Source organism: Citrobacter sp. Cpo032, from assembly GCF_030332975.1.
GTDB classification, from domain to species: Bacteria; Pseudomonadota; Gammaproteobacteria; order Enterobacterales; family Enterobacteriaceae; genus Citrobacter; species Citrobacter portucalensis.
In genome coordinates this window covers 381869-403324 of the sequence record NZ_JAOWGU010000044.1, presented here as the reverse complement: position 1 = coordinate 403324, position 21456 = coordinate 381869, and the positions used below count along the sequence as shown (strand labels likewise).

The window sequence follows — 21456 nt, the reverse complement described above, 5'->3', positions numbered from 1 at the left end:
CTCCCCCCTGTGTAAAGTCAATCACTATTCGTTTTTTGCCAAGTTTAAATCTAAGAAAGTAGACATTTGTCGAGTTTTCATCTTAAAGTCCGGGGGCTGGTACTAGACAAAACTAGCCTTAGGTTATCAAATGGTTAAATAACTTTTCGCCGCATGTAAAAAATCGGTCAGATACGTAACTGGCTGGCGTACATCGCGGTGTTTACACGCACGACGACATAACTTTCGGGAGAATTATGCAATCCTCTGTTAATCAAAAAGAAAGCCGAACTTTCTTCGGTCATCCTTATCCGCTCGGCTCGCTGTTTTTCACAGAGATGTGGGAGCGCTTCTCGTTTTACGGCATTCGCCCGTTACTGATCCTGTTTATGGCTGCTACCGTTTATGACGGCGGCATGGGGCTGGCGCGTGAAAATGCCTCGGCGATTGTGGGTATCTTTGCCGGTACGATGTATCTCGCCGCGCTGCCAGGTGGCTGGCTGGCGGATAACTGGCTCGGCCAACAGAAAGCGGTGTGGTACGGTTCCATTTTGATTGCGCTCGGTCACTTGTCGATCGCGCTCTCGGCCATTATGGGGAACAACCTGTTCTTTATCGGCCTGATGTTTATCGTACTCGGTTCCGGTCTGTTTAAAACCTGTATCTCAGTGATGGTTGGCACGCTGTATAAAAAAGGCGATGCGCGTCGCGACGGCGGTTTCTCGCTGTTCTATATGGGCATCAATATGGGGTCGTTTATCGCGCCGCTGATCTCCGGCTGGCTGATTAAATCCCACGGTTGGCACTGGGGCTTTGGCATCGGTGGTATCGGGATGCTGGTGGCGTTGATCATCTTCCGCGTGTTTGCCGTTCCATCGATGAAACGTTATGACAGCGAAGTGGGTCTGGACTCAACCTGGAACAGCCCGGTAGTGAAACGTAACGGTGTGGGCGCGTGGCTGCTGGCGCTGGCCGTCGGCGTAGCCGTTATCGTTACGCTGATTGCGCAGGGCGTGATTGTGATAAATCCGGTCGCGGTTGCCAGCATACTGGTATACGTGATTGCAGCCTCCGTTGCCTTGTACTTTATCTACCTGTTCATCTTTGCCGGTTTGAACCGTAAAGAGCGCGCCAGACTGCTGGTCTGCTTTATCCTGCTGGTTTCCGCCGCGTTCTTCTGGTCTGCATTTGAGCAGAAGCCAACCTCATTCAACCTGTTCGCTAATGACTACACTAACCGTATGATCGGCGATTTTGAAATCCCGGCGGTCTGGTTCCAGTCGATAAACGCACTGTTTATCATTCTGCTGGCACCGGTATTCAGCTGGGCGTGGCCGAAACTGGCGAGCATGAACATTCGCCCGAGCAGCATCACCAAGTTCGTTATCGGTATTCTCTGTGCCGCTGCAGGCTTTGGTCTGATGATGCTGGCAGCGCAAAACGTTCTCAGTAACGGTGGCGCAGGCGTCTCCCCATTCTGGCTGGTGGGCAGTATCCTGATGCTGACGCTTGGTGAGTTGTGCCTGAGCCCGATCGGTCTGGCGACCATGACGCTGCTGGCCCCGGAAAGAATGCGCGGGCAGATGATGGGCCTGTGGTTCTGCGCCAGTGCGCTGGGTAACCTGGCCGCAGGTCTGATTGGTGGTCATGTGAAGGCCGACCAACTGGATATGCTGCCGGATCTCTTCGCTCGCTGCTCGATTGCGTTGCTTATCTGCGCCGCGGTACTGATCGTCCTCATTGTGCCGATCCGTCGCATGCTGGAGAATACGCAAACTAAACCGGCTACTAGCGCCTGATAACACCTCGATTGTGCCGGGGCAGACGTGATGTCCCGGCCAATTCATTTACGAGGTGAGAACATGCTGTTAGGGTTTGTTGGGCTTGGCGCAGTCGTTGAAACGGCATACTTGCCCGCATTGCGTAAACTTTACGGTGATTCCCTGTGCTGTGTGGGATTTGACCTGCAACCCGCAAAACAGCCCGCTGGTGTGACACGCTGTGCATCGCTCGCTGAACTTCTTGCAACACCGCTTGATACCCTGTTTATCACCACCGCTTCTCTGCATCATCTCGATGTGCTTGAACAGGCGCTGGCCGCTCCCATCGCACGAATCGTGGTTGAAAAACCGATTGTTGCCACGCTTTCCCAAATTGAAAAACTGAAAACGCTGCTGGAGCAACCCGACGCTGCCGACCGTGTGCTGGCGCTCGACCACTGGATGGCGCGTAATGGCGCAATGCAGCTGGCATTGGGAAAACTCGGTACACAGTGGCAGGGCGATAACCCACAACAGGCACTTGTCTCTCACTTTTCAGACGTTGTTAAAATCGACGGTTTTTTGCAGGAGCCGAGCGGATTTAACGCTACAGGAGAGCCGATCGCGCTCAACTTTGCCACTGGTGAGCCAGATACGCGTGAGCTTCGCCACCCGGACGGTGTGATTCTGGACATTGGCACACACGTACTGGCCATGCTGCGTGAAACAGTGCGTTACCTGGGCGGTAATGACAGCATGACCCTGCAGGTGAAGAGCGCTAAAGACCGTCTGGGACGTAACATCATCCAGGGTGACCTGACCACGGCTGAAGGAGAGGCGCATCTGCAAGGACTGATGAGCGGTGTACCGTTGGATATCTGGCTGAATAAATACGCGGGGCCTGCTGGTGGACAAAAAGGTCTGCGCCTTTATCTGCGTGATGGGCGTATCATCAGCTACGACCGATGGGGTGCCGACGATGTGCTCGAATTGATTGACGGTGATGTTGTGCAACGCTGGTGTCTGCCTGGTACGATTTATGCCCATTGTCTGGCGGAACATATTCTGGGGACGCAAAGTCTGTTTGAACGCAGCCCGCAGGAGGTGAGCCGCACGACGCAGCGCAGGCTGGATGAGGTAGAACGATTACTGATCCTACAGCAACAGTTGCGTGGTTCACACTAAGCGTATCATGGTAAAATTAGCGCAGAATTGAACGCCATTTAAAGGAGTCACCATGTCGATGACCTGCCCGGATTGTCATGCAGAACTGGAACCACAAAACGGTGTGGCACACTGTGAAAACTGTAAAAAAGATATTCCGTTAGAAGCGCGCTGCCCGGAGTGCCATCAGCCACTCCAGGTGTTAAAAGCCTGCGGCGCGGTGGATTACTTCTGTCAGAATGGTCATGGTCTGATTTCGAAGAAACGTGTGGAGTTTGTGCCGGTTTAATCTGGCTTTTTCTTACGCGTTTTCTTTGCCGTCGTTACGCCTTTCACTTCGCTCTCTACCCAGCCGTCTGACAGGCGGGTAGTGAGCACATCACCGGTTTTTACCTGTTTGGTCTGCTTCAGCACTTTGCCGTCCGTCGCGGTAGTGACGCTATAGCCGCGAGCGAGCGTCGAGAGAGGACTCACCGCTTCAAGATGCGTCACTGCATTACCGAATCGTTCTCGCTGTGCACTTAAACGCGCGCGGATATTCTCTGCCAGACGGTACTCCAGTTGCTGAATACGGGTTTGCGCCCGATAAATTCGCGGCTGTGGGTTTTGCTGGCTCAGGCGTTGGCTTACGCGCTGTTGGCGCTGATTGGCCTGCTTAATCTTATTCTCAAGAGCGAAATTCATCCGCTGACGCAGCCGCTCCAGCACGGTCTGCTGACGGGCCAGACGCAGTTGCGGATGTTGCTGTTGCAAACGGTGATGAAGCTGGGTAAAGCGACGAGTACGGTTGGCGATGTAGTAGTCCATCGCCATTTCCAGACGCTGCTGGCCATGCTGAATTTGACGCAGCAGTTCCAGTTGATTGCGGCTGACAATTTCCGCCGCTGCTGATGGCGTAGGCGCCCGTAAATCTGCAATAAAATCGGCAATAGTGACATCTGTTTCGTGGCCGACGGCGCTTACTACCGGAATGCGGCTGGCAAAGATTGCCCGTGCTACGCGTTCATCGTTAAAACTCCACAAATCTTCCAGAGAACCGCCGCCGCGCCCGACGATAAGCACATCGCACACGCCCCGCGCGTTCGCCAGCTCAATGGCGCGAACGATCTGTCCTGGCGCATCGTCGCCCTGGACCGCGGTCGGGTAGATAATAACGGGCAGGGATGGGTCACGACGCTTCAGCACGTGGAGAATATCGTGCAGCGCAGCCCCGGTTTTCGAGGTAATGACTCCAACGCAGTGAGCCGGAGAGGGTAGTGATTTTTTGAACTGCTGATCGAATAGTCCTTCAGCCTGCAGTTTGGCTTTGAGTTGCTCATATTTTTGCTGCAACAAGCCTTCGCCAGCTGGCTGCATGCTCTCAACAATTATCTGGTAGTCGCCACGCGGTTCGTACAACGTAATGTTAGCGCGTACCAGGACCTGCTGACCGTGCTGTGGGCGGAACGTTACCCGTCGATTGCTGTTGCGAAACATCGCGCAGCGTACCTGGGCGGTGTCATCTTTGAGCGTGAAATACCAGTGACCGGAGGACGGCTGAGTGAAATTCGAGATTTCACCGCTGATCCAAACTTGTCCCATTTCCTGCTCAAGCAGCAAACGAACCGTCTGATTTAGGCGGCTTACGGTAAAAATTGAGGTGGTCTGAGAGGATAACATGTGAGCGGGATCAAATTCTAAATCAGCAAGTTATTCAGTCGAAAGTAACATGCTCACAGAGGAGCGCAAGGTTTTTTTGCAAAAAAGTGTGGATGCAATCGGTTACGCTCTGTATAATGCCGCGGCAATATTTAATAACCTCCCAGGTGAGATATTGCCCATGCTACGTATCGCAAAAGAAGCCCTGACGTTTGACGACGTCCTCCTCGTTCCCGCTCATTCTACCGTTCTGCCGAATACTGCTGACCTCAGCACCCAGTTGACGAAAACCATTCGCCTGAACATTCCTATGCTCTCCGCAGCAATGGACACCGTGACGGAAGCGCGCCTGGCAATTGCCCTGGCCCAGGAAGGCGGCATCGGTTTTATCCACAAAAACATGTCCATCGAGCGCCAGGCTGAAGAAGTTCGCCGCGTGAAGAAACACGAATCTGGCGTGGTAACTGACCCACAGACCGTACTGCCAACCACTACTCTGCGCGAAGTGAAAGAACTGACCGAGCGTAACGGCTTTGCTGGCTACCCGGTAGTGACTGAAGATAACGAACTGGTCGGCATCATCACCGGCCGTGACGTGCGTTTTGTGACAGACCTGAACCAGCCGGTTAGCGTATATATGACGCCAAAAGAGCGTCTGGTGACCGTTCGTGAAGGCGAAGCGCGCGATGTCGTTTTTGCCAAAATGCACGAAAAACGCGTTGAGAAAGCGTTGGTTGTTGATGACAGCTTCCACCTGCTCGGCATGATCACCGTAAAAGATTTCCAGAAAGCAGAACGTAAACCTAACGCCTGTAAAGATGAGCATGGTCGTCTGCGCGTTGGTGCAGCGGTAGGTGCTGGCGCAGGTAACGAAGAGCGTGTAGACGCGCTGGTTGCCGCTGGCGTAGACGTTCTGCTGATTGACTCCTCTCACGGCCACTCTGAAGGCGTTCTGCAGCGTATCCGTGAAACTCGCGCTAAATATCCTGACCTGCAGATCATCGGCGGTAACGTTGCTACAGGCGCAGGTGCTCGCGCGCTTGCTGAAGCTGGCTGCAGCGCAGTTAAAGTGGGTATCGGCCCTGGCTCCATCTGTACTACCCGTATCGTGACCGGCGTGGGTGTTCCGCAGATCACTGCCGTTTCTGATGCCGTTGAAGCGCTGGAAGGCACCGGTATTCCGGTTATCGCCGACGGCGGTATTCGTTTCTCCGGCGACATCGCTAAAGCGATTGCTGCTGGTGCTGCCGCAGTGATGGTTGGCTCCATGCTGGCGGGTACTGAAGAATCCCCGGGCGAAATCGAACTGTACCAGGGCCGTTCTTACAAATCTTACCGCGGTATGGGTTCTCTGGGGGCGATGTCCAAAGGGTCTTCTGACCGTTACTTCCAGAGCGATAACGCTGCTGACAAACTGGTCCCGGAAGGTATCGAAGGTCGCGTTGCCTATAAAGGTCGCCTGAAAGAGATCATTCACCAGCAGATGGGCGGCCTGCGCTCCTGTATGGGTCTGACCGGCTGTGGTACTATCGACGCGCTGCGAACGAAAGCAGAGTTTGTACGCATCAGCGGTGCGGGTATTCAGGAAAGTCACGTTCACGATGTGACCATCACCAAAGAGTCCCCTAACTACCGCATGGGCTCCTGATAAGTTTCCGCGCCCGGCTATATGCCGGGCGAATTTGTTTCACTTGCCTCGGAATTAGCGTCAATGACAGACAATATTCATAAACATCGCATTCTCATCCTCGATTTCGGCTCGCAGTACACTCAGCTGGTTGCACGTCGCGTACGTGAACTGGGCGTCTACTGTGAACTGTGGGCATGGGATGTTACGGAAGCACAAATTCGCGAATTCAACCCAAGCGGTATCATTCTTTCCGGTGGTCCGGAAAGTACCACCGAAGAAAACAGCCCGCGTGCGCCGGAATACGTTTTCAATGCGGGCGTGCCGGTGTTCGGCGTGTGCTACGGCATGCAGACCATGGCAATGCAACTCGGTGGTCATGTTGAAGGGTCTAACGAACGTGAATTCGGCTATGCGCAGGTTGAAGTTCAGACCGACAGCGCGCTTGTCCGCGGTATTGAAGACTCCCTGACCGCAGACGGCAAACCGCTGCTGGACGTGTGGATGAGCCACGGCGACAAAGTGACCGCCATTCCGGAAGGTTTCGTGACCGTTGCCAGCACCGACAACTGCCCGTTCGCTATCATGGCGCACGAAGAAAAACGCTTCTACGGCGTGCAGTTCCACCCGGAAGTTACCCACACCCGTCAGGGTATGCGCATGCTGGAGCGTTTTGTGCGCGACATCTGCCAGTGTGAAGCGCTGTGGACGCCGGCAAAAATTATCGATGACGCCGTTGCCCGCATTCGTGAGCAGGTTGGCAATGATAAAGTTATCCTCGGTCTGTCCGGCGGCGTTGACTCCTCCGTGACCGCGATGCTGCTGCACCGTGCTATCGGCAAAAACCTGACCTGCGTGTTCGTCGACAACGGTCTGCTGCGTCTCAACGAAGCTCAGCAGGTGATGGATATGTTCGGCGACCACTTTGGCCTGAACATCGTTCACGTGGAAGGCGAGCAGCGTTTCCTGGACGCGCTGAAAGGCGAGAACGACCCAGAAGCTAAACGTAAAATCATTGGCCGCGTATTCGTGGAAGTATTTGATGAAGAAGCGCTGAAGCTGGAAGACGTTAAGTGGCTGGCGCAGGGCACCATCTACCCGGACGTGATCGAATCCGCGGCATCTGCCACCGGTAAAGCGCACGTTATCAAATCTCACCACAACGTGGGCGGTTTGCCGAAAGAGATGAAGATGGGTCTGGTTGAGCCGCTGCGTGAGCTGTTCAAAGACGAAGTGCGTAAGATTGGTCTGGAGCTGGGCCTGCCGTACGACATGCTGTACCGTCACCCGTTCCCGGGACCGGGTCTGGGCGTACGTGTGCTTGGCGAAGTGAAGAAAGAGTACTGCGACCTGCTGCGTCGCGCGGATGCTATCTTCATTGAAGAGCTGCACAAAGCTGACCTGTACAACAAGGTAAGCCAGGCGTTCACCGTGTTCCTGCCGGTTCGTTCCGTTGGTGTGATGGGCGATGGCCGCAAATACGACTGGGTTGTTTCCCTGCGTGCGGTCGAAACCATCGACTTTATGACCGCGCACTGGGCACACCTGCCGTATGACTTCTTAGGCCGCGTCTCTAACCGCATTATCAACGAAGTGAACGGTATTTCCCGCGTGGTGTATGACATCAGCGGTAAGCCGCCAGCTACGATTGAGTGGGAATAATATCCCTTTCCGTTAGCGGTTTTTGAACCGGTAATATGCAAAAAACCCTCTGTTTACAGAGGGTTTTTTATTGCACGCATTTCAGCAAATACTTCAGGCGCATGTTCTGCAGGAAAGTACGCTAATCGACCAGTTGCAGCTGAGGCTGCTGCTGAGGTGCGACATTCTGAATACGCACATCCATCTGTGGATAGGGTAGGTCGATGTGGTTGGCGTCCAGCGCCTCTTTAATGTTTTCCAGCAGATCGTAATAGGTATTCCAGTATTCGATATTGGGCACCCATACGCGCACGTAAAAATTCAACGCTGAAGCGCCCAGTTCGCCCAGACGAACGGTTACCCCACGTTGCTTATCGATGCGGCTGTCCTGCTCGATAATGTGATTAATAACTTGCTTAACCTCTGCAATCCGACTCTGATAACCCACACCAATCACCAGATCGATACGACGAAAAGGGTGACGGGAATAGTTAATGATGTTGTCAGCGATGATCTTACCGTTTGGAATCACCACTTCTTTGCTGTCCGCGGTTAGCAGGGTGGTGGAGAAGATGTGCACCTTTTCTACTGTTCCGGTGACTGCACCAATCTGCACTACTTCTCCGGCGCGAAAAGGCCGCAGGGAAACCAACAGCACGCCAGCGGCAAAGTTGGAAAGCGAGCTTTGTAACGCGAGGCCAATGGCCAGTCCGGCGGCACCGATGACGGCAATAATGGAGGATGTTTCAATACCGATGCGACCTAATGCGGCGACGACGGAAAAGGCGAGGGTAATGTAACGTACCAGCGCGGTGAAGAACTGAATGATCGTTCTGTCGACTTTACGTTTAAGCAGTAACTTTTCCAGCCCACGAGAGAGCAGACGAGCGATAAATTTACCGATAAACAATAAGATCACGGCGGCAACGATATTCCAGCCGAATTGAATGACAGCATCGCTGTGCCCGGCGATCCACTCAAGGCCGCTTCTTATTTTCGGGAATAATAAAAAACCACTCATGGTATTACCCTGTAGTATTTAAAAATGATAACAATTCAAATAACTATTTAATTTTCATGCGAAATATAAATGCTTGCGTCAGTGATATTTGCTGGTGATATTAATTAGCGTTTATTTGAGCACTGTTTGTCTTTTTATGTCCGTTAAACCGGAACGTAAAAATCAGCGCGAATGGTGCGGTGAAGTGGGATGAAAAGATTGTGCATTTGTGCGAAAAATATGGCCGATTATCTGATAATTAAGCGAGAGAGGAGGGATGTGTGTAAAGTTTCGTCACTCAAATCCCTTACCGGATGGTTAAATATCAGGCGATTAGCCATCCGGTAAGGAATCTTAATGCTGGGGGTATCACAGGCGCGAGCGATCAATGTACGTCGATTTGTGCAGAAGATGTCTGTTGCGGCTGAGTGGTCTGCTGAGATTCTTTTTTGTCCTGGTGGTGATGCCACGCACCAATGGCGGAGTAGACGAAGCGTCCGAAGAAGAAGAGAAAGCTGATAAGCAGTACGATCCGGATCATGCGACTGTTAAATCGGTGTCGTTTGCGTAGGCTGGTAACCTGGCTCACAAAAGGTTCCTTGTAGTGTACCCAACTGAGGGCGATACTCACATTAAGGCACACTGAGAGGAAATGGTCAATTCTTCCTTATGTAAAATTGCTTCGGTTGTTTTATCTTCTTATGTTATGGAAATTAATATTATTATTTGCATGAATAATGTATTAACGATAAAAAATAATGAAAAGAGTAATAATTGATGAATGAGGGGCATTTTTTTTGATATGTATCAAGCATCACACGTTGCTGACAACTAAAATCGATGAATCATTGTGATGTATTTTACTTTATCGTTTTAAAGTCAGGTGGGATGCCTGTCTGAATACCCCCTACAGGATGTGCGGGATTCTACTGAGCATCTATGAAACTCAATAAAAATTATATTGATATTAGAGATAGATGGTGGGCATTACCTCTCATCTTACCTTCTTTGTTGTTGCCTATATTGAGCACTGCCACCACCTATGCCCATATTAGTACGGGGACCGTAATTCTTTTCTACCTGCCGTTAGCGCTGATGATTAGCCTGATGCTTTTTTTTGGTTGGGCGGCATTGCCAGGTATTATCATTTCCATTATCTGGTACAAATATCCGCAGGTCGGGTTATTTGAAACACTTTCAATAATTTCGCACTTTATAGTTACAGTCGTGCTTAGCTGGGGAGGATATAAAGTATTTTCTCCCCGACGAAACAACGTTTCCCACGGCGACTCTCATCTGTTGTTTCAGCGTATGTTCTGGCAAGTCTTCTGCCCGGCTACGCTGTTTCTGATACTCTTTCAGTTTGCCGCATTTGTGGGTGTTTATGAAAGCAAATCAGGCATGGTGGGCGTTATGCCCTTCAATACAGGCACATTAATCAACTATCAGTCCATACTCGCGGGGAATCTTGTAGGTGTGCCGCTGTGTTATTTCATCATTCGAACAATTCGCAACCCCTTGCATCTGAGAGGCTATTTTTCTCAGTTAAAGCAGCAGTTTGATACCAAAGTGACTAAAACAGAGTTTGTGGTCTGGTTGATTATATTGACTGTGCTAATGGCAATGTTGTGTATGCCGCTCAATGAACAAAGCTCAATATTCAGCACGAATTATACACTGTCACTGTTACTGCCTGTCATGCTGTGGGGGGCAATGCGTTACGGTTATAAATTTATTTCGTTGATATGGGCGGTCGTACTTATTACCGCAATCCATTATTATCAGCGCTATATGCCCTGGTATTCGGGCTATGATACGCAGCTTGCTATTACCTCATCAAGTTATCTGGTTTTTTCCTTCATCGTGAATTTCATTGCTGTCCTTGCAACGCGTCAACGTTTTGTTACCCGGCGCAACCATCGTCTGGCCTTCTTTGACCCTATGGTGCATATTCCGAATTTGCGCGCTTTGAACCGGGATTTGAAAAACGCGCCATGGTCAGTGCTTTGCTTTTTGGGTGTTCCGGGCATGGAGCTGCTGGTGAAAAATTACGGCATTATGCTGCGTATCCAGTACAAGCAAAAACTGGCTCAGTGGATAACACCGTTGCTTGAACAGGATGAGCATGTCTATCAATTGTCAGGTAATGATTTAATCCTGCGTTTTAACACTGAGCTACACAAGGAACGCATTGAAGCACTGGACAGGCATATCAAGCAGTTTCGTTTTGTCTGGGACGGAATGCCTTTGCAACCGCAGGTTGGGATCAGCTTTTGCTATGTCCGTTCTCCTGTTAACCATATCTATTTGTTGCTGGGAGAGTTAAGTACCATTGCCGAATTATCGCTGGCAACCAATTCTCCAGAGAATTTGCAGCGGCGTGGTGTGATGCACCTGCAACGCGACCTGAAAGATAAAGTTGCGATGATGAACCGTATTCAGCAGGCGCTGGAGAACAATCGCTTTTTCCTGAAGGCGCAGCCGATTTTTGGCGTGCGTGGCGACGTTTATCACGAAATCCTCCTGCGGCTTGAGGGGGATGACGGTGAAACTATTGCCCCTGATAACTTCTTGCCGGTAGCCCATGAGTTTGGTTTGTCATCCCGTATCGATCTGTGGGTGATTGAAAATACGTTGAAATTTATGGCGCAGAATCGGGAAAAAATGCCCGCCCACCGGTTTGCTATCAACTTATCACCCACCTCAGTATGTCGCGCGCAACTTCCTAATGACATCAATCAGTTACTGAATAAGTACAAGGTTGAAGCATGGCAACTTATCTTTGAAGTGACGGAAAGCAATGCCTTGACCAATGCGGAACAGGCACAGGCAACGTTGCTGCAGCTGCAATCACTGGGCTGTCAGATTGCGATTGATGATTTTGGTACTGGGTATGCCAGCTATGCGCGGCTGAAAAATGTGAATGCCGATATCCTGAAAATTGACGGTAGCTTTATTCGCAATATTGTTTCGAACAGCCTCGACTACCAAATCGTGGCCTCTATTTGCCATCTGGCGCGGATGAAAAGAATGCTGGTGGTTGCGGAGTACGTCGAAAGCGAAGAAATACGCAGTGCGGTGATTTCGCTGGGGATTGATTACATGCAGGGGTATCTGATTGGTGAGCCACTGCCGTTGAATGAAACTCTGGAAAAGCAGGTGCCAGATGAACTGACACCTGCTGAGATCTTATGCGGCGATATCGGGTGAGCTCTCTTCTTCAATTTTGAGTCGCCAGCCTGTTACGGCTTCCCAGTATTGCTGCTCTTTCTCCAGATCGAGCAGCACCAGCGCATTTTGGCTAAACCAGTCATGCGGGAAGCGTAAGGTCCAGTGGCTGTCGTCGGTTATCAGGGTCAAAGTCGGCGGTGTGGTGGTCGCCTGACGCTGATTATTCAATAGCACGCCCAGGCGCAGCAGCTGAATTAACGGCAGAAACTGTTTCTTCTTAAACAGCGTAAAGCGGGGCAAGTCGTCGAGTTTAATCGCTTTGCGATGATAACGAACTAATGTTGCCATCATCAGCTGTTGTTCCTGATTGAAACCAGGTAGATCGCTGTTTTGTAAGATATACGCAGAGTGGCGATGCAGACCGCTGTGGTTGATGTTCAGCCCAACCTCATGCAGCATTGCTGCCCAACGCAGTAACGCTTCCAGTTGGGGATTGGCCAGCTTTGGCTGCTGCGTATGCCACTGGTCGTACATTTGCATCGTCGTTTCTAGTACGCGCCGGGCCTGTTCGCTGTCAATGTTGTACTGGTTCGCCAGGCTGCTGGCGGTACGGCTACGAACGTCCTGGTGGCGAAAACGGCCTTCCATCTCGTACAGCACGCCTTCACGTAACGCACCATCAGAAAGGCGAAGTTCGCGAATAGCTAACGCGTCAAAAACGCCGCACAGAATCGCGAGTCCGGGTACAAACACTGCTTTTCTTTCTTCTGACAACCCCGGCAAGCTGAGCGCATCAAATGACGCGTGCTTCAACACTTCAGATGTCAGCTTGTCCAGACGTTCGGGGGTGATAAAACCGTCTTTTTCACCCATCTCCAGCAGCACTTCATGGGCTGCTTTAATGGTGCCCGATGCGCCCAGCGCAACGTTCCAGCCCTGAATGCGAAACTGCCAGGTTAAGGTTTCGAGCTTTTGCGCAGCCGCCATGCGGGCACGCTGGAAGTTTTCGCGGTTAATTACACCGCGCGGGAAATACATCTGGGCAAAGCTGACGCAACCCATACGGCGGCTTTCGACCAGTTTAGGCTCGAAATCTTCTCCGATCACCAGTTCTGTTGAGCCGCCGCCGATATCGATAACCAGCTTGCGACCTTTTTCCGGCTGCGTATGTTCAACGCCCATAAAGATCAATCGGGCTTCTTCGTTGCCGGAAATAATCTCAATTGGGTAGGGGATGACTTTTTCCGCTCGCTTGAGAAAATCAGTCGCATTCAGTGCCTGACGCAAAGTATGGGTTCCCACGATACATACGCTTGATGGAGGAAACCCCTGCAAACGTTCGGCGAACAGTGATAAACAGCTTAGCCCGCGCTCCATGGCCTCTTCGCTCAGCTTGTTATCTTCGCCGAGGCCATCCGCCAGATGTACGCGTTGTTTCAGTCGCCCAATAATTTGCATTGCGCCATCAACCACGCGGGCAATGACCATATGGAAACTGTTTGAACCAAGGTCGACCGCAGCAAATTCCTGCGGTCGTGGAGTCTTGTCGTGTATTGGCATATCTTTAGTCAGGTTGCTCGAGTGATTTGATGTAATCGTAAATCGCCAATTGTGACTGAACCTTACGGCGGTTTCCGCGCGGTACGTAGCGATTACTCAGTTCTTTATCAATAAAGCGGGCTTTCACCGTGTCGCTGAACAGGATATCGATAATATCCAGCACGCGTTGCTTAAGGCGCGGGTCAAGAAGCGGTGTGGCAACTTCGATACGATAGTCGATGTTTCTTGTCATCCAGTCAGCGGAGGAGAGATACACCTGCTTGTCACCCCCGTTCTCGAAGATATAGACCCGGTCATGTTCAAGATAGCGATCAACGATGCTGATAACGCGAATATTGTCGCTGATACCTTCCAGATTCGGAATCAAAGAACACATACCACGAATCAACAAATTGACCGGCACACCTGAGCTTGAGGCCGCATAGAGGCGGTCAACCAGACCTTTATCGACCAGGTTATTCAGTTTTAGCGTAATGCCGGAAGGCAGTCCTTGCTGCGCGTTGGCGATTTCTTTGTCGATCATCGCGTACAGCAGACGGCGTGAGTTCTGCGGGGAAACCAGCAGATAATCGAACGTCACCGGGCGATACGGGTTCTCGATGAAGTTAAACACCCGGCGCACTTCGTTGGTAATGCGCGAATCGGCGGTCAGCAACGAGTAGTCGGTATACAGGCGTGCCGTTTTTTCGTTAAAGTTCCCCGTCCCGATATGCGCATAGCGCACGACTTCATCACCTTCTTTACGCGAGATAAGGAACAGTTTGGCGTGAATTTTCAGGCCTGGCGCGGAGAAGATGACGTGAACGCCTGCTTCGGTAAGACGCTTGGCCCAATGGATGTTGGCTTCTTCATCGAAGCGGGCCTGCAATTCCACCACCACGGTGACTTTCTTACCGTTGTGTGCGGCATGGATCATTGAATCTATAATGCGTGAATCTTTTGCCACACGGTAGATGTTGATCTTTATAGCCAGCACGCTCGGGTCGAAAGAGGCCTGGCGCAGCAGTTCAAGAACGTGCTCAAAGGTGTGATAGGGGTAATACAGCAGCACGTCGCGTTCACGAACGGCGTCAAAGCCGTTACGAAACTTCTCGTTGTCGAACCAGATATGGCGCAGACGCGGCAGCGGTTTGTTCACCAGGTTAGCTTTGCCAACGTTAGGGAAGTTAATAAAGTCTTTGAAGTTATGGTAACGCCCGCCGGGAACAATCGAGTCGTAGCGAGAAATCGTCAGTTTTTCACGCAGTACCTCGACCAACGCATTGGGCATGTCACGCTGATAGACAAAACGTACAGGTTCTGCGGTCAGACGCTGTTTCAGGCTGGATGACATCAGCTCCATCAGGCTCGATTCCATCTCGTGCACCAAATCGTATTCGGCGTCACGGGTCATTTTCATCGAATAGGCGTTCAGTGCGTCGTAATCAAAGAACCCTTTGAAAATGTCGTCAAGGCAGTAACGTAAGATGTTGTCCAGCAGGATCATCGGTTTGCGACGGCGCGGGGTTTCCGGCGGCAGATTCACAAAACGAGGAACCTTGTCGGAAGGAATTTCCAGCAGCGCGTAGCGGATCGTATCGCCACGGATAATTTCTACCGCCAGATAGGTGTAGTCATCTTTCAAAAACTGGACTAAATCCGTCTCGCGGTTAATCAGGATCGGCGTGATGTGCTGGCGAAGATATTGCTTGAAGTAATGACGCAACCAGCTTTGCTGATTGACCGACAACTGGCGTTCGTTGATTAAGAAAATCTGATTGCGCGCCATTTCCAACAGCAACTCGTTGTACAGGCCGTCAAATTCCTGATCGGCTTTTAATACGCGGGCCTGGATTTTGCCTAACAAATGGCGGGAGTGAGAGTTTGAACCCTGTTCTTCGCTAATAATGATTCGGCGCTTCAGTTCGGCAAAACGAACCTTATAAAACTCGTCGAGATTATTGGAATAGATACCTAAGAAACGCATCCGTTCGATCAACGGGTTTGATTTATCAGCAGCTTCCTGGAGTACACGTTCGTTGAACGCTAACCAGCTGAGTTCTTTCTCGATGTATAGCTTTTCCTGACCCATTACCACTTTTACTCCGTTTCATTCACGGGACACTACCGATTTATTATGGCGAGCATTGCTCTCAGATGTCCAACTGTGCCAGAAAAATATGACAATAAACCGTCTGATAGCAAAGAGAAAGGGGGAGCGTAGATGAATACCGGTGGTATTAACCGGAAAAGGTAGTTATGCCTGTAAGCCGGATGGTGACATTCGGCTTACAGGTTGTTTTTTTATTATTCGTCGGCGGCGTAGCCTTGTGGAGGCAAACGAACGCCATCCAGCCATGCAGCGTTATCACGCATCTTCAGGCGACCATCGATAAACCAGCTTACCACCAGCGGGTAAATGGTATGTTCCTGAGCCTGAACCCGTGCCGTGACATCATCTTCGCTGTCGCCTTCAAATACTGGAACTTTGGCCTGGAGAATGACCGGTCCGCCGTCCAACTCATCCGTCACGAAATGGACTGAGGTACCATGTTCTTCATCGCCGTTTTCCAGTACCTGGCGGTGCGTATGCAGGCCGGGATACTTCGGCAATAAAGACGGGTGGATATTCAGCAATCGTTCAGCATAGTGAGCGACAAACGCCGGGCTGAGGATACGCATATAACCGGCCAGCACCACGACATCGGGTGCATAGGCGTCAATCTCTTGTATCAGTTGGCGGTCGAATGCTTCGCGACTGGCAAACTGGGCGGCTTCCAGCGAGTGTGCCGGAATATTCGCTTCGCGTGCGCGCTCAAGGCCGAACGCATCGGCCTTGTTACTGAATACTGCACGTATGGTGCCATTGATTTTTTTCTGTTCGCAGGCGTCGATTATCGCCTGCAAATTGCTTCCGTTGCCGGAAATGAGCACCACAATGTTTTTCATTCAATGACCACACGCTGTTCGGAATCAGAAGCTTTGATGATACCGATTTTCCATGCGTTTTCACCTTTCTCATTGAGCAAAGCAAGGGCTTTGTCCACTTCCGGAGCTGGCAGGGCGATAACCATACCTACACCGCAGTTAAAGGTGCGATACATCTCATGCTGGCTGACGTTACCCGCCGTTTGCAGCCAGTTGAAGACGGCTGGCCACTGCCATGAAGATTCGTCGATCACTGCCTGCGTGTTGTCTGGCAGAACGCGTGGAATATTTTCCCAGAAGCCGCCGCCGGTCAGGTGGGCAATGGCGTGCACATCAACCTTCTCGATCAGTTCCAGAATGGATTTCACGTAAATGCGGGTAGGGGCCAGTAAGTGATCGGCCAGCGGCTTGCCTTCAAGCTCGGTGGTTTCTGGGTCACAACCGCTGACTTCTACAATTTTACGCACCAGAGAGTAGCCGTTGGAGTGCGGGCCGCTTGAGCCGAGTGCAATCAGTACGTCACCGTCGGCAACTTTTGAGCCGTCGATAATCTCTGATTTTTCGACGACGCCAACGCAGAAACCTGCCACGTCGTAATCTTCGCCGTGGTACATCCCCGGCATTTCAGCTGTTTCCCCACCGACCAGCGCACAGCCAGACTGCAGGCAGCCTTCGGCAATCCCGTTAATGACGCTGGCTGCGGTGTCCACATCCAGTTTGCCGGTTGCATAGTAGTCGAGGAAGAACAGCGGCTCAGCGCCCTGAACCACGAGGTCGTTGACGCACATTGCGACGAGGTCAATGCCGATAGTGTCGTGGCGTTTCAGATCCATCGCCAGACGCAGTTTTGTACCAACGCCATCAGTGCCGGAAACCAGTACCGGTTCACGATATTTTTGCGGCAATGCGCACAGCGCACCGAAGCCACCCAGACCACCCATAACTTCCGGACGACGAGTTTTCTTTACTACGCCTTTGATTCGATCAACCAGAGCATTACCTGCATCAATATCAACACCGGCATCTTTGTAGCTAAGAGAGGTTTTATCGGTCACTGCCTGCTTCCCCACATGTTTACTTGCAGTAAAAGTTAAATTCGGCGCAATTCTAACAGGGAAAGCAAACGTTTGCGAGCCTGCTCTGCATCAAGTTTTATCTGCTGGTTTTTTCAGCATTTTACAATCATTTATCTATTTGTTTGAGCTGCGCCACGAAAATGAAACCGGGTACAGTCTTGTGCTTGAATCCTGTTAGGCGATTGCACAGTATCTTACTGAAACCGGTTTCTTTTTTCTGTTGCGGACCTCATCAACAGCGTTTTGCGCAGAGTCATCACGATAGGGGAAGGGTATGTCAGGATTTAAAGCAGATTTCATGTGGGGTGGTGCTGTCGCGGCTCATCAACTGGAAGGTGGCTGGCAGGAGGGCGGAAAAGGCGTCAGCGTTGCTGATGTCATGACCGCGGGAGCGCATGGGGTGGCGCGTGAAATTACCGACGGTGTGATTGCCGGTAAAAATTACCCTAACCACGAGGCCATCGATTTTTATCATCGCTATAAAGACGACATAAAGCTGTTTGCCGAAATGGGGTTTAAATGTTTTCGCACCTCTATTGCCTGGACACGTATTTTCCCCTTCGGCGATGAAGAACAACCCAATGAGTCTGGCCTACAGTTCTATGATGACCTGTTTGACGAATGCCTGAAATATGGCATTGAGCCGGTGATTACGCTGTCGCATTTTGAGATGCCTTACCATCTGGTGACGGAGTACGGCGGCTGGCGCAACCGCAAGCTTATCGATTTCTTTGTCCGTTTTGCCAGGGTGGTATTCACTCGTTACCAGCACAAAGTGAAGTACTGGATGACGTTTAATGAGATTAACAACCAGGCAAATTATCACGAAGATTTCGCGCCCTTTACTAACTCAGGTCTGAAATACCAGCCAGGCGAAGACCGCGAGCCGGTCATGTACCAGGCGGCGCACTATGAGCTGGTGGCAAGCGCGCTGGCGGTAAAGGTCGCGCGTGAGATTAACCCGGAATTACAGATAGGGTGCATGATTGCCATGTGTCCAATCTATCCGCTGACCTGCGCGCCAGACGATATGATGATGGCGATGAATGCCATGCACCGGCGTTACTGGTTTACTGACGTCCATGTGCGCGGCAAATACCCGCGGCATCTTCTCAACTACTTTACTCGTCGTGGCTTTGAACTGGATATCACCGAGGAAGACCGTCAGGCGCTGACCGAGGGGTGCGTTGATTACATCGGCTTTAGCTATTATATGTCTTTCGCGACCCAGGCAACGGCGGACAACCCACAGCTGGATTACGATGAGTCGAAAAGCCTGGTTTCCAACCCGTACGTGCAGAAATCTGACTGGGGCTGGCAGATTGATCCGATTGGCCTTCGTTATTCACTGAACTGGTTCTGGGATCATTATCAGCTGCCACTATTTATTGTGGAGAATGGGTTTGGCGCCATTGATGTGCGCGAGGACGATGGTACAGTTAACGACCAGTACCGTATCGACTACCTTGCCGCCCACATACGTGAGATGAAAAAAGCGGTGGTGGAAGATGGCGTGGATCTGATGGGATATACCCCGTGGGGCTGCATTGATTTAGTCTCTGCCGGGACAGGGGAGATGAAAAAACGCTACGGGTTTATCTATGTCGATAAAAATAATGACGGTAGCGGGACATTAACGCGCTCACCTAAAAAATCTTTTTCGTGGTATCAAAAAGTCATCCAGACCAATGCTGAATATCTTTGAAATTCATAGCATTGACAGCAAGCCCCGCCATCAGTGCGGGGCTTGTTTTATACTCATCATTCAGACGCAAATGACTTTGGTTGATCCATATCAAGCGTATGCAGTGTTGCGCCAGAGAGGAAAAGCGGTATAATCCGGCGATTTTTTTTGTGGTTGCCATTCGTCTGAGGAAAGGAGAAGAGTATGAAGATCGTGGAAGTCAAACACCCACTCGTCAAACACAAGCTGGGACTGATGCGTGAAAACGACATCAGCACTAAACGCTTTCGTGAACTCGCCTCGGAAGTTGGCAGTCTGCTGACTTATGAAGCAACCGCTGGTCTGGAAACCGAAAAGGTGACCATTGAAGGCTGGAACGGTCCAGTTGAAGTTGACCAAATCAAAGGCAAAAAAATCACCGTTGTGCCTATCCTGCGTGCGGGCCTGGGCATGATGGAAGGCGTTCTGGAAAACGTTCCGAGCGCGCGTATCAGCGTTGTTGGTATGTACCGTAACGAAGAGACGCTGGAGCCGGTTCCGTATTTCCAGAAGCTGGTTTCTAACATCGATGAGCGTATGGCGCTGATCGTTGACCCAATGCTGGCAACCGGCGGCTCTGTTATCGCCACTATCGATCTGCTGAAAAATGCAGGCTGCACCAGCATTAAAGTGCTGGTCCTGGTTGCGGCACCGGAAGGTATCGCGGCACTGGAAAAAGCGCACCCGGATGTGGAGCTGTACACCGCCTCCATCGATCAGGGACTGAACGAGCACGGATACATTATTCCGGGGCTCGGCGATGCCGGCGATAAGATTTTTGGTACTAAGTAAACGAATAAGTGAAAAGAAGCCGACTTTAAGAGTCGGCTTTTTTTTGAATAAAACAACCCAATGGCTAATAACAAACAACACTCAGAGGAAAACACTATGACGCGCCGTGCTATCGGGGTGAGTGAAAGACCGCCGCTTTTACAGACAATCCCGCTTAGTTTGCAGCACCTGTTCGCCATGTTTGGCGCAACGGTACTGGTGCCAGTCCTGTTCCACATCAACCCGGCTACCGTTCTGCTGTTTAACGGCATTGGTACGTTGCTGTATCTCTTTATTTGTAAGGGTAAAATTCCCGCATATCTGGGTTCCAGCTTTGCCTTTATTTCCCCGGTACTGCTGCTGCTGCCGTTAGGGTATGAAGTGGCGCTGGGCGGTTTCATTATGTGCGGCGTCCTGTTCTGCCTGGTTTCTTTCATTGTTAAGAAGGCAGGAACCGGCTGGCTGGATGTCATGTTCCCGCCTGCGGCGATGGGCGCAATCGTTGCCGTCATCGGTCTGGAGCTGGCTGGCGTTGCTGCAGGCATGGCGGGGTTACTGCCTGCTGAAGGGCAATTACCGGATTCAAAAACCATCATCATTTCTATGGTAACGCTGGCGGTAACGGTCTTTGGTTCCGTATTGTTCCGCGGTTTTATGGCGATTATCCCGATTCTGATCGGGGTGCTGGCCGGTTATGCGCTCTCCTTCGTGATGGGTGTTGTGGACACTACGCCGATTGCGCAGGCCCACTGGTTCGCGCTGCCGACGTTCTACACGCCGCGTTTTGAATGGGTTGCCATTCTGACCATCCTGCCAGCGGCGCTGGTGGTCATCGCTGAACACGTCGGGCATCTGGTGGTGACGGCGAATATCGTGAAAAAAGATTTGATTCGCGATCCTGGCCTGCATCGTTCTATGTTTGCCAACGGTCTGTCTACGGTAATCTCTGGCTTCTTCGGCTCTACGCCGAACACCACATACGGCGAAAACATCGGCGTAATGGCGATCACCCGCGTTTACAGTACCTGGGTTATCGGTGGTGCGGCAATTTTCGCCATTCTGCTCTCCTGCGTGGGTAAACTGGCGGCGGCGATCCAAATCATTCCACTGCCGGTTATGGGCGGCGTATCGCTGCTGCTGTACGGTGTGATTGGCGCTTCTGGTATTCGCGTACTGATCGAGTCGAAGGTTGACTATAACAAGGCGCAGAACCTGATCCTGACCTCGGTTATTTTGATCATCGGCGTAAGTGGCGCGAAAGTTCACATCGGTGCCGCAGAGCTGAAAGGCATGGCACTGGCGACCATCGTTGGTGTCTGTCTGAGCCTGATTTTCAAAGTTATCAGCCTGCTGCGTCCGGAAGAAGTCGTGCTTGACGCGAAAGATGCAGACAGTCCGCAACAGTAAATCTCTGACCGGGCGGCAGCGCTGCCCGGTTC

16 protein-coding genes are annotated in these 21456 nt (G+C 51.3%); 9 read left to right on the top strand and 7 right to left on the bottom strand.

Annotated elements, in window-relative coordinates:
* Window positions 1–236 precede the first annotated feature (236 nt).
* From OGY33_RS13045 to OGY33_RS13035, 3 genes are all read left to right on the top strand, one after another.
* Window positions 237–1778, top strand: coding sequence for a peptide MFS transporter (locus tag OGY33_RS13045; RefSeq protein WP_048225012.1), 1542 nt, complete (start codon window positions 237–239; stop codon window positions 1776–1778).
* 63 nt (window positions 1779–1841) lie between these two features.
* Window positions 1842–2924 carry a Gfo/Idh/MocA family oxidoreductase gene (locus OGY33_RS13040; protein ID WP_191239008.1) on the top strand — a complete coding sequence of 361 codons (1083 nt, stop codon included), beginning with the start codon at window positions 1842–1844 and terminating at the stop codon, window positions 2922–2924.
* 52 nt (window positions 2925–2976) lie between these two features.
* The gene (locus tag OGY33_RS13035; protein ID WP_003835160.1) at window positions 2977–3192 is read left to right on the top strand and encodes a zinc ribbon domain-containing protein; all 216 of its coding nucleotides are present in this window, start codon (window positions 2977–2979) and stop codon (window positions 3190–3192) included.
* Here the strand turns inward: OGY33_RS13035 and xseA are convergent.
* Entirely contained in the window at window positions 3189–4562 is a 1374-nt protein-coding gene (gene xseA / locus OGY33_RS13030; protein WP_191238238.1) for an exodeoxyribonuclease VII large subunit, read from the bottom strand. The two genes, OGY33_RS13035 and xseA, sit on opposite strands and share 4 nt — an antisense overlap.
* 160 nt (window positions 4563–4722) lie before the next feature.
* On the opposite strand from xseA, the gene guaB reads away from it, so the two are divergent.
* Both guaB and guaA read left to right on the top strand, forming a co-directional pair.
* Entirely contained in the window at window positions 4723–6189 is a 1467-nt protein-coding gene (gene guaB / locus OGY33_RS13025; protein ID WP_003037756.1) for an IMP dehydrogenase, read from the top strand.
* A gap of 63 nt (window positions 6190–6252) precedes the next feature.
* Window positions 6253–7830, top strand: a complete 1578-nt coding sequence (gene guaA / locus OGY33_RS13020) for a glutamine-hydrolyzing GMP synthase (RefSeq protein ID WP_048216398.1) — start codon at window positions 6253–6255, stop codon at window positions 7828–7830.
* Window positions 7831–7951: 121 nt separating this feature from the next.
* On the opposite strand, the gene mscS is transcribed toward guaA, so the two are convergent.
* Both mscS and OGY33_RS13010 read right to left on the bottom strand, forming a co-directional pair.
* The gene (mscS, locus tag OGY33_RS13015) at window positions 7952–8830 is read right to left on the bottom strand and encodes a small-conductance mechanosensitive channel MscS (protein WP_008785447.1); all 879 of its coding nucleotides are present in this window, start codon (window positions 8828–8830) and stop codon (window positions 7952–7954) included.
* Window positions 8831–9194: 364 nt separating this feature from the next.
* Window positions 9195–9398: a YfgG family protein gene (locus OGY33_RS13010; protein ID WP_071692595.1), complete on the bottom strand. Its 204-nt coding sequence runs from the start codon at window positions 9396–9398 to the stop codon at window positions 9195–9197.
* A 350-nt stretch (window positions 9399–9748) separates the two neighbouring features.
* Here OGY33_RS13010 and OGY33_RS13005 point away from each other — a divergent pair, with 350 nt between their 5' ends.
* Window positions 9749–12019 carry a bifunctional diguanylate cyclase/phosphodiesterase gene (locus tag OGY33_RS13005; RefSeq protein ID WP_191238239.1) on the top strand — a complete coding sequence of 757 codons (2271 nt, stop codon included), beginning with the start codon at window positions 9749–9751 and terminating at the stop codon, window positions 12017–12019.
* On the opposite strand, the gene ppx is transcribed toward OGY33_RS13005, so the two are convergent.
* From ppx to purM, 4 genes are all read right to left on the bottom strand, one after another.
* Complete coding sequence (gene ppx / locus OGY33_RS13000; protein WP_032944195.1) at window positions 11999–13540, bottom strand: exopolyphosphatase; 1542 nt, start codon at window positions 13538–13540, stop codon at window positions 11999–12001. The two genes, OGY33_RS13005 and ppx, sit on opposite strands and share 21 nt — an antisense overlap.
* A gap of 4 nt (window positions 13541–13544) precedes the next feature.
* On the bottom strand, window positions 13545–15611 hold the full coding sequence (ppk1, locus tag OGY33_RS12995) for a polyphosphate kinase 1 (protein WP_032944192.1): 2067 nt from the start codon (window positions 15609–15611) through the stop codon (window positions 13545–13547).
* A 215-nt stretch (window positions 15612–15826) separates the two neighbouring features.
* Window positions 15827–16468, bottom strand: a complete 642-nt coding sequence (gene purN, locus OGY33_RS12990) for a phosphoribosylglycinamide formyltransferase (protein WP_008785442.1) — start codon at window positions 16466–16468, stop codon at window positions 15827–15829.
* Window positions 16465–17502, bottom strand: coding sequence for a phosphoribosylformylglycinamidine cyclo-ligase (gene purM, locus OGY33_RS12985; protein ID WP_020996702.1), 1038 nt, complete (start codon window positions 17500–17502; stop codon window positions 16465–16467). Before purM ends, purN begins: the two co-directional genes overlap by 4 nt.
* A gap of 295 nt (window positions 17503–17797) precedes the next feature.
* On the opposite strand from purM, the gene OGY33_RS12980 reads away from it, so the two are divergent.
* From OGY33_RS12980 to uraA, 3 genes are all read left to right on the top strand, one after another.
* Complete coding sequence (locus tag OGY33_RS12980; RefSeq protein ID WP_103015176.1) at window positions 17798–19228, top strand: 6-phospho-beta-glucosidase; 1431 nt, start codon at window positions 17798–17800, stop codon at window positions 19226–19228.
* Window positions 19229–19411: 183 nt separating this feature from the next.
* Window positions 19412–20038 carry a uracil phosphoribosyltransferase gene (gene upp / locus OGY33_RS12975; protein ID WP_003835110.1) on the top strand — a complete coding sequence of 209 codons (627 nt, stop codon included), beginning with the start codon at window positions 19412–19414 and terminating at the stop codon, window positions 20036–20038.
* A gap of 96 nt (window positions 20039–20134) precedes the next feature.
* On the top strand, window positions 20135–21424 hold the full coding sequence (gene uraA / locus OGY33_RS12970) for a uracil permease (protein ID WP_003835107.1): 1290 nt from the start codon (window positions 20135–20137) through the stop codon (window positions 21422–21424).
* The last annotated feature ends 32 nt before the right edge of the window (window positions 21425–21456 follow it).

Excerpts from the sequence above, each read along its gene's own strand:
- OGY33_RS13045 (WP_048225012.1), top strand. The coding sequence starts at position 237 with ATGCAATCCTCTGTTAATCAAAAAGAAAGCCGAACTTTCTTCGGTCAT.
- OGY33_RS13040 (WP_191239008.1), top strand. The coding sequence starts at position 1,842 with ATGCTGTTAGGGTTTGTTGGGCTTGGCGCAGTCGTTGAAACGGCATAC.
- OGY33_RS13035 (WP_003835160.1), top strand. The coding sequence starts at position 2,977 with ATGTCGATGACCTGCCCGGATTGTCATGCAGAACTGGAACCACAAAAC.
- xseA (WP_191238238.1), bottom strand. The coding sequence starts at position 4,562 with ATGTTATCCTCTCAGACCACCTCAATTTTTACCGTAAGCCGCCTAAAT.
- guaB (WP_003037756.1), top strand. The coding sequence starts at position 4,723 with ATGCTACGTATCGCAAAAGAAGCCCTGACGTTTGACGACGTCCTCCTC.
- guaA (WP_048216398.1), top strand. The coding sequence starts at position 6,253 with ATGACAGACAATATTCATAAACATCGCATTCTCATCCTCGATTTCGGC.
- mscS (WP_008785447.1), bottom strand. The coding sequence starts at position 8,830 with ATGAGTGGTTTTTTATTATTCCCGAAAATAAGAAGCGGCCTTGAGTGG.
- OGY33_RS13005 (WP_191238239.1), top strand. The coding sequence starts at position 9,749 with ATGAAACTCAATAAAAATTATATTGATATTAGAGATAGATGGTGGGCA.
- ppx (WP_032944195.1), bottom strand. The coding sequence starts at position 13,540 with ATGCCAATACACGACAAGACTCCACGACCGCAGGAATTTGCTGCGGTC.
- ppk1 (WP_032944192.1), bottom strand. The coding sequence starts at position 15,611 with ATGGGTCAGGAAAAGCTATACATCGAGAAAGAACTCAGCTGGTTAGCG.
- purN (WP_008785442.1), bottom strand. The coding sequence starts at position 16,468 with ATGAAAAACATTGTGGTGCTCATTTCCGGCAACGGAAGCAATTTGCAG.
- OGY33_RS12980 (WP_103015176.1), top strand. The coding sequence starts at position 17,798 with ATGTCAGGATTTAAAGCAGATTTCATGTGGGGTGGTGCTGTCGCGGCT.
- upp (WP_003835110.1), top strand. The coding sequence starts at position 19,412 with ATGAAGATCGTGGAAGTCAAACACCCACTCGTCAAACACAAGCTGGGA.
- uraA (WP_003835107.1), top strand. The coding sequence starts at position 20,135 with ATGACGCGCCGTGCTATCGGGGTGAGTGAAAGACCGCCGCTTTTACAG.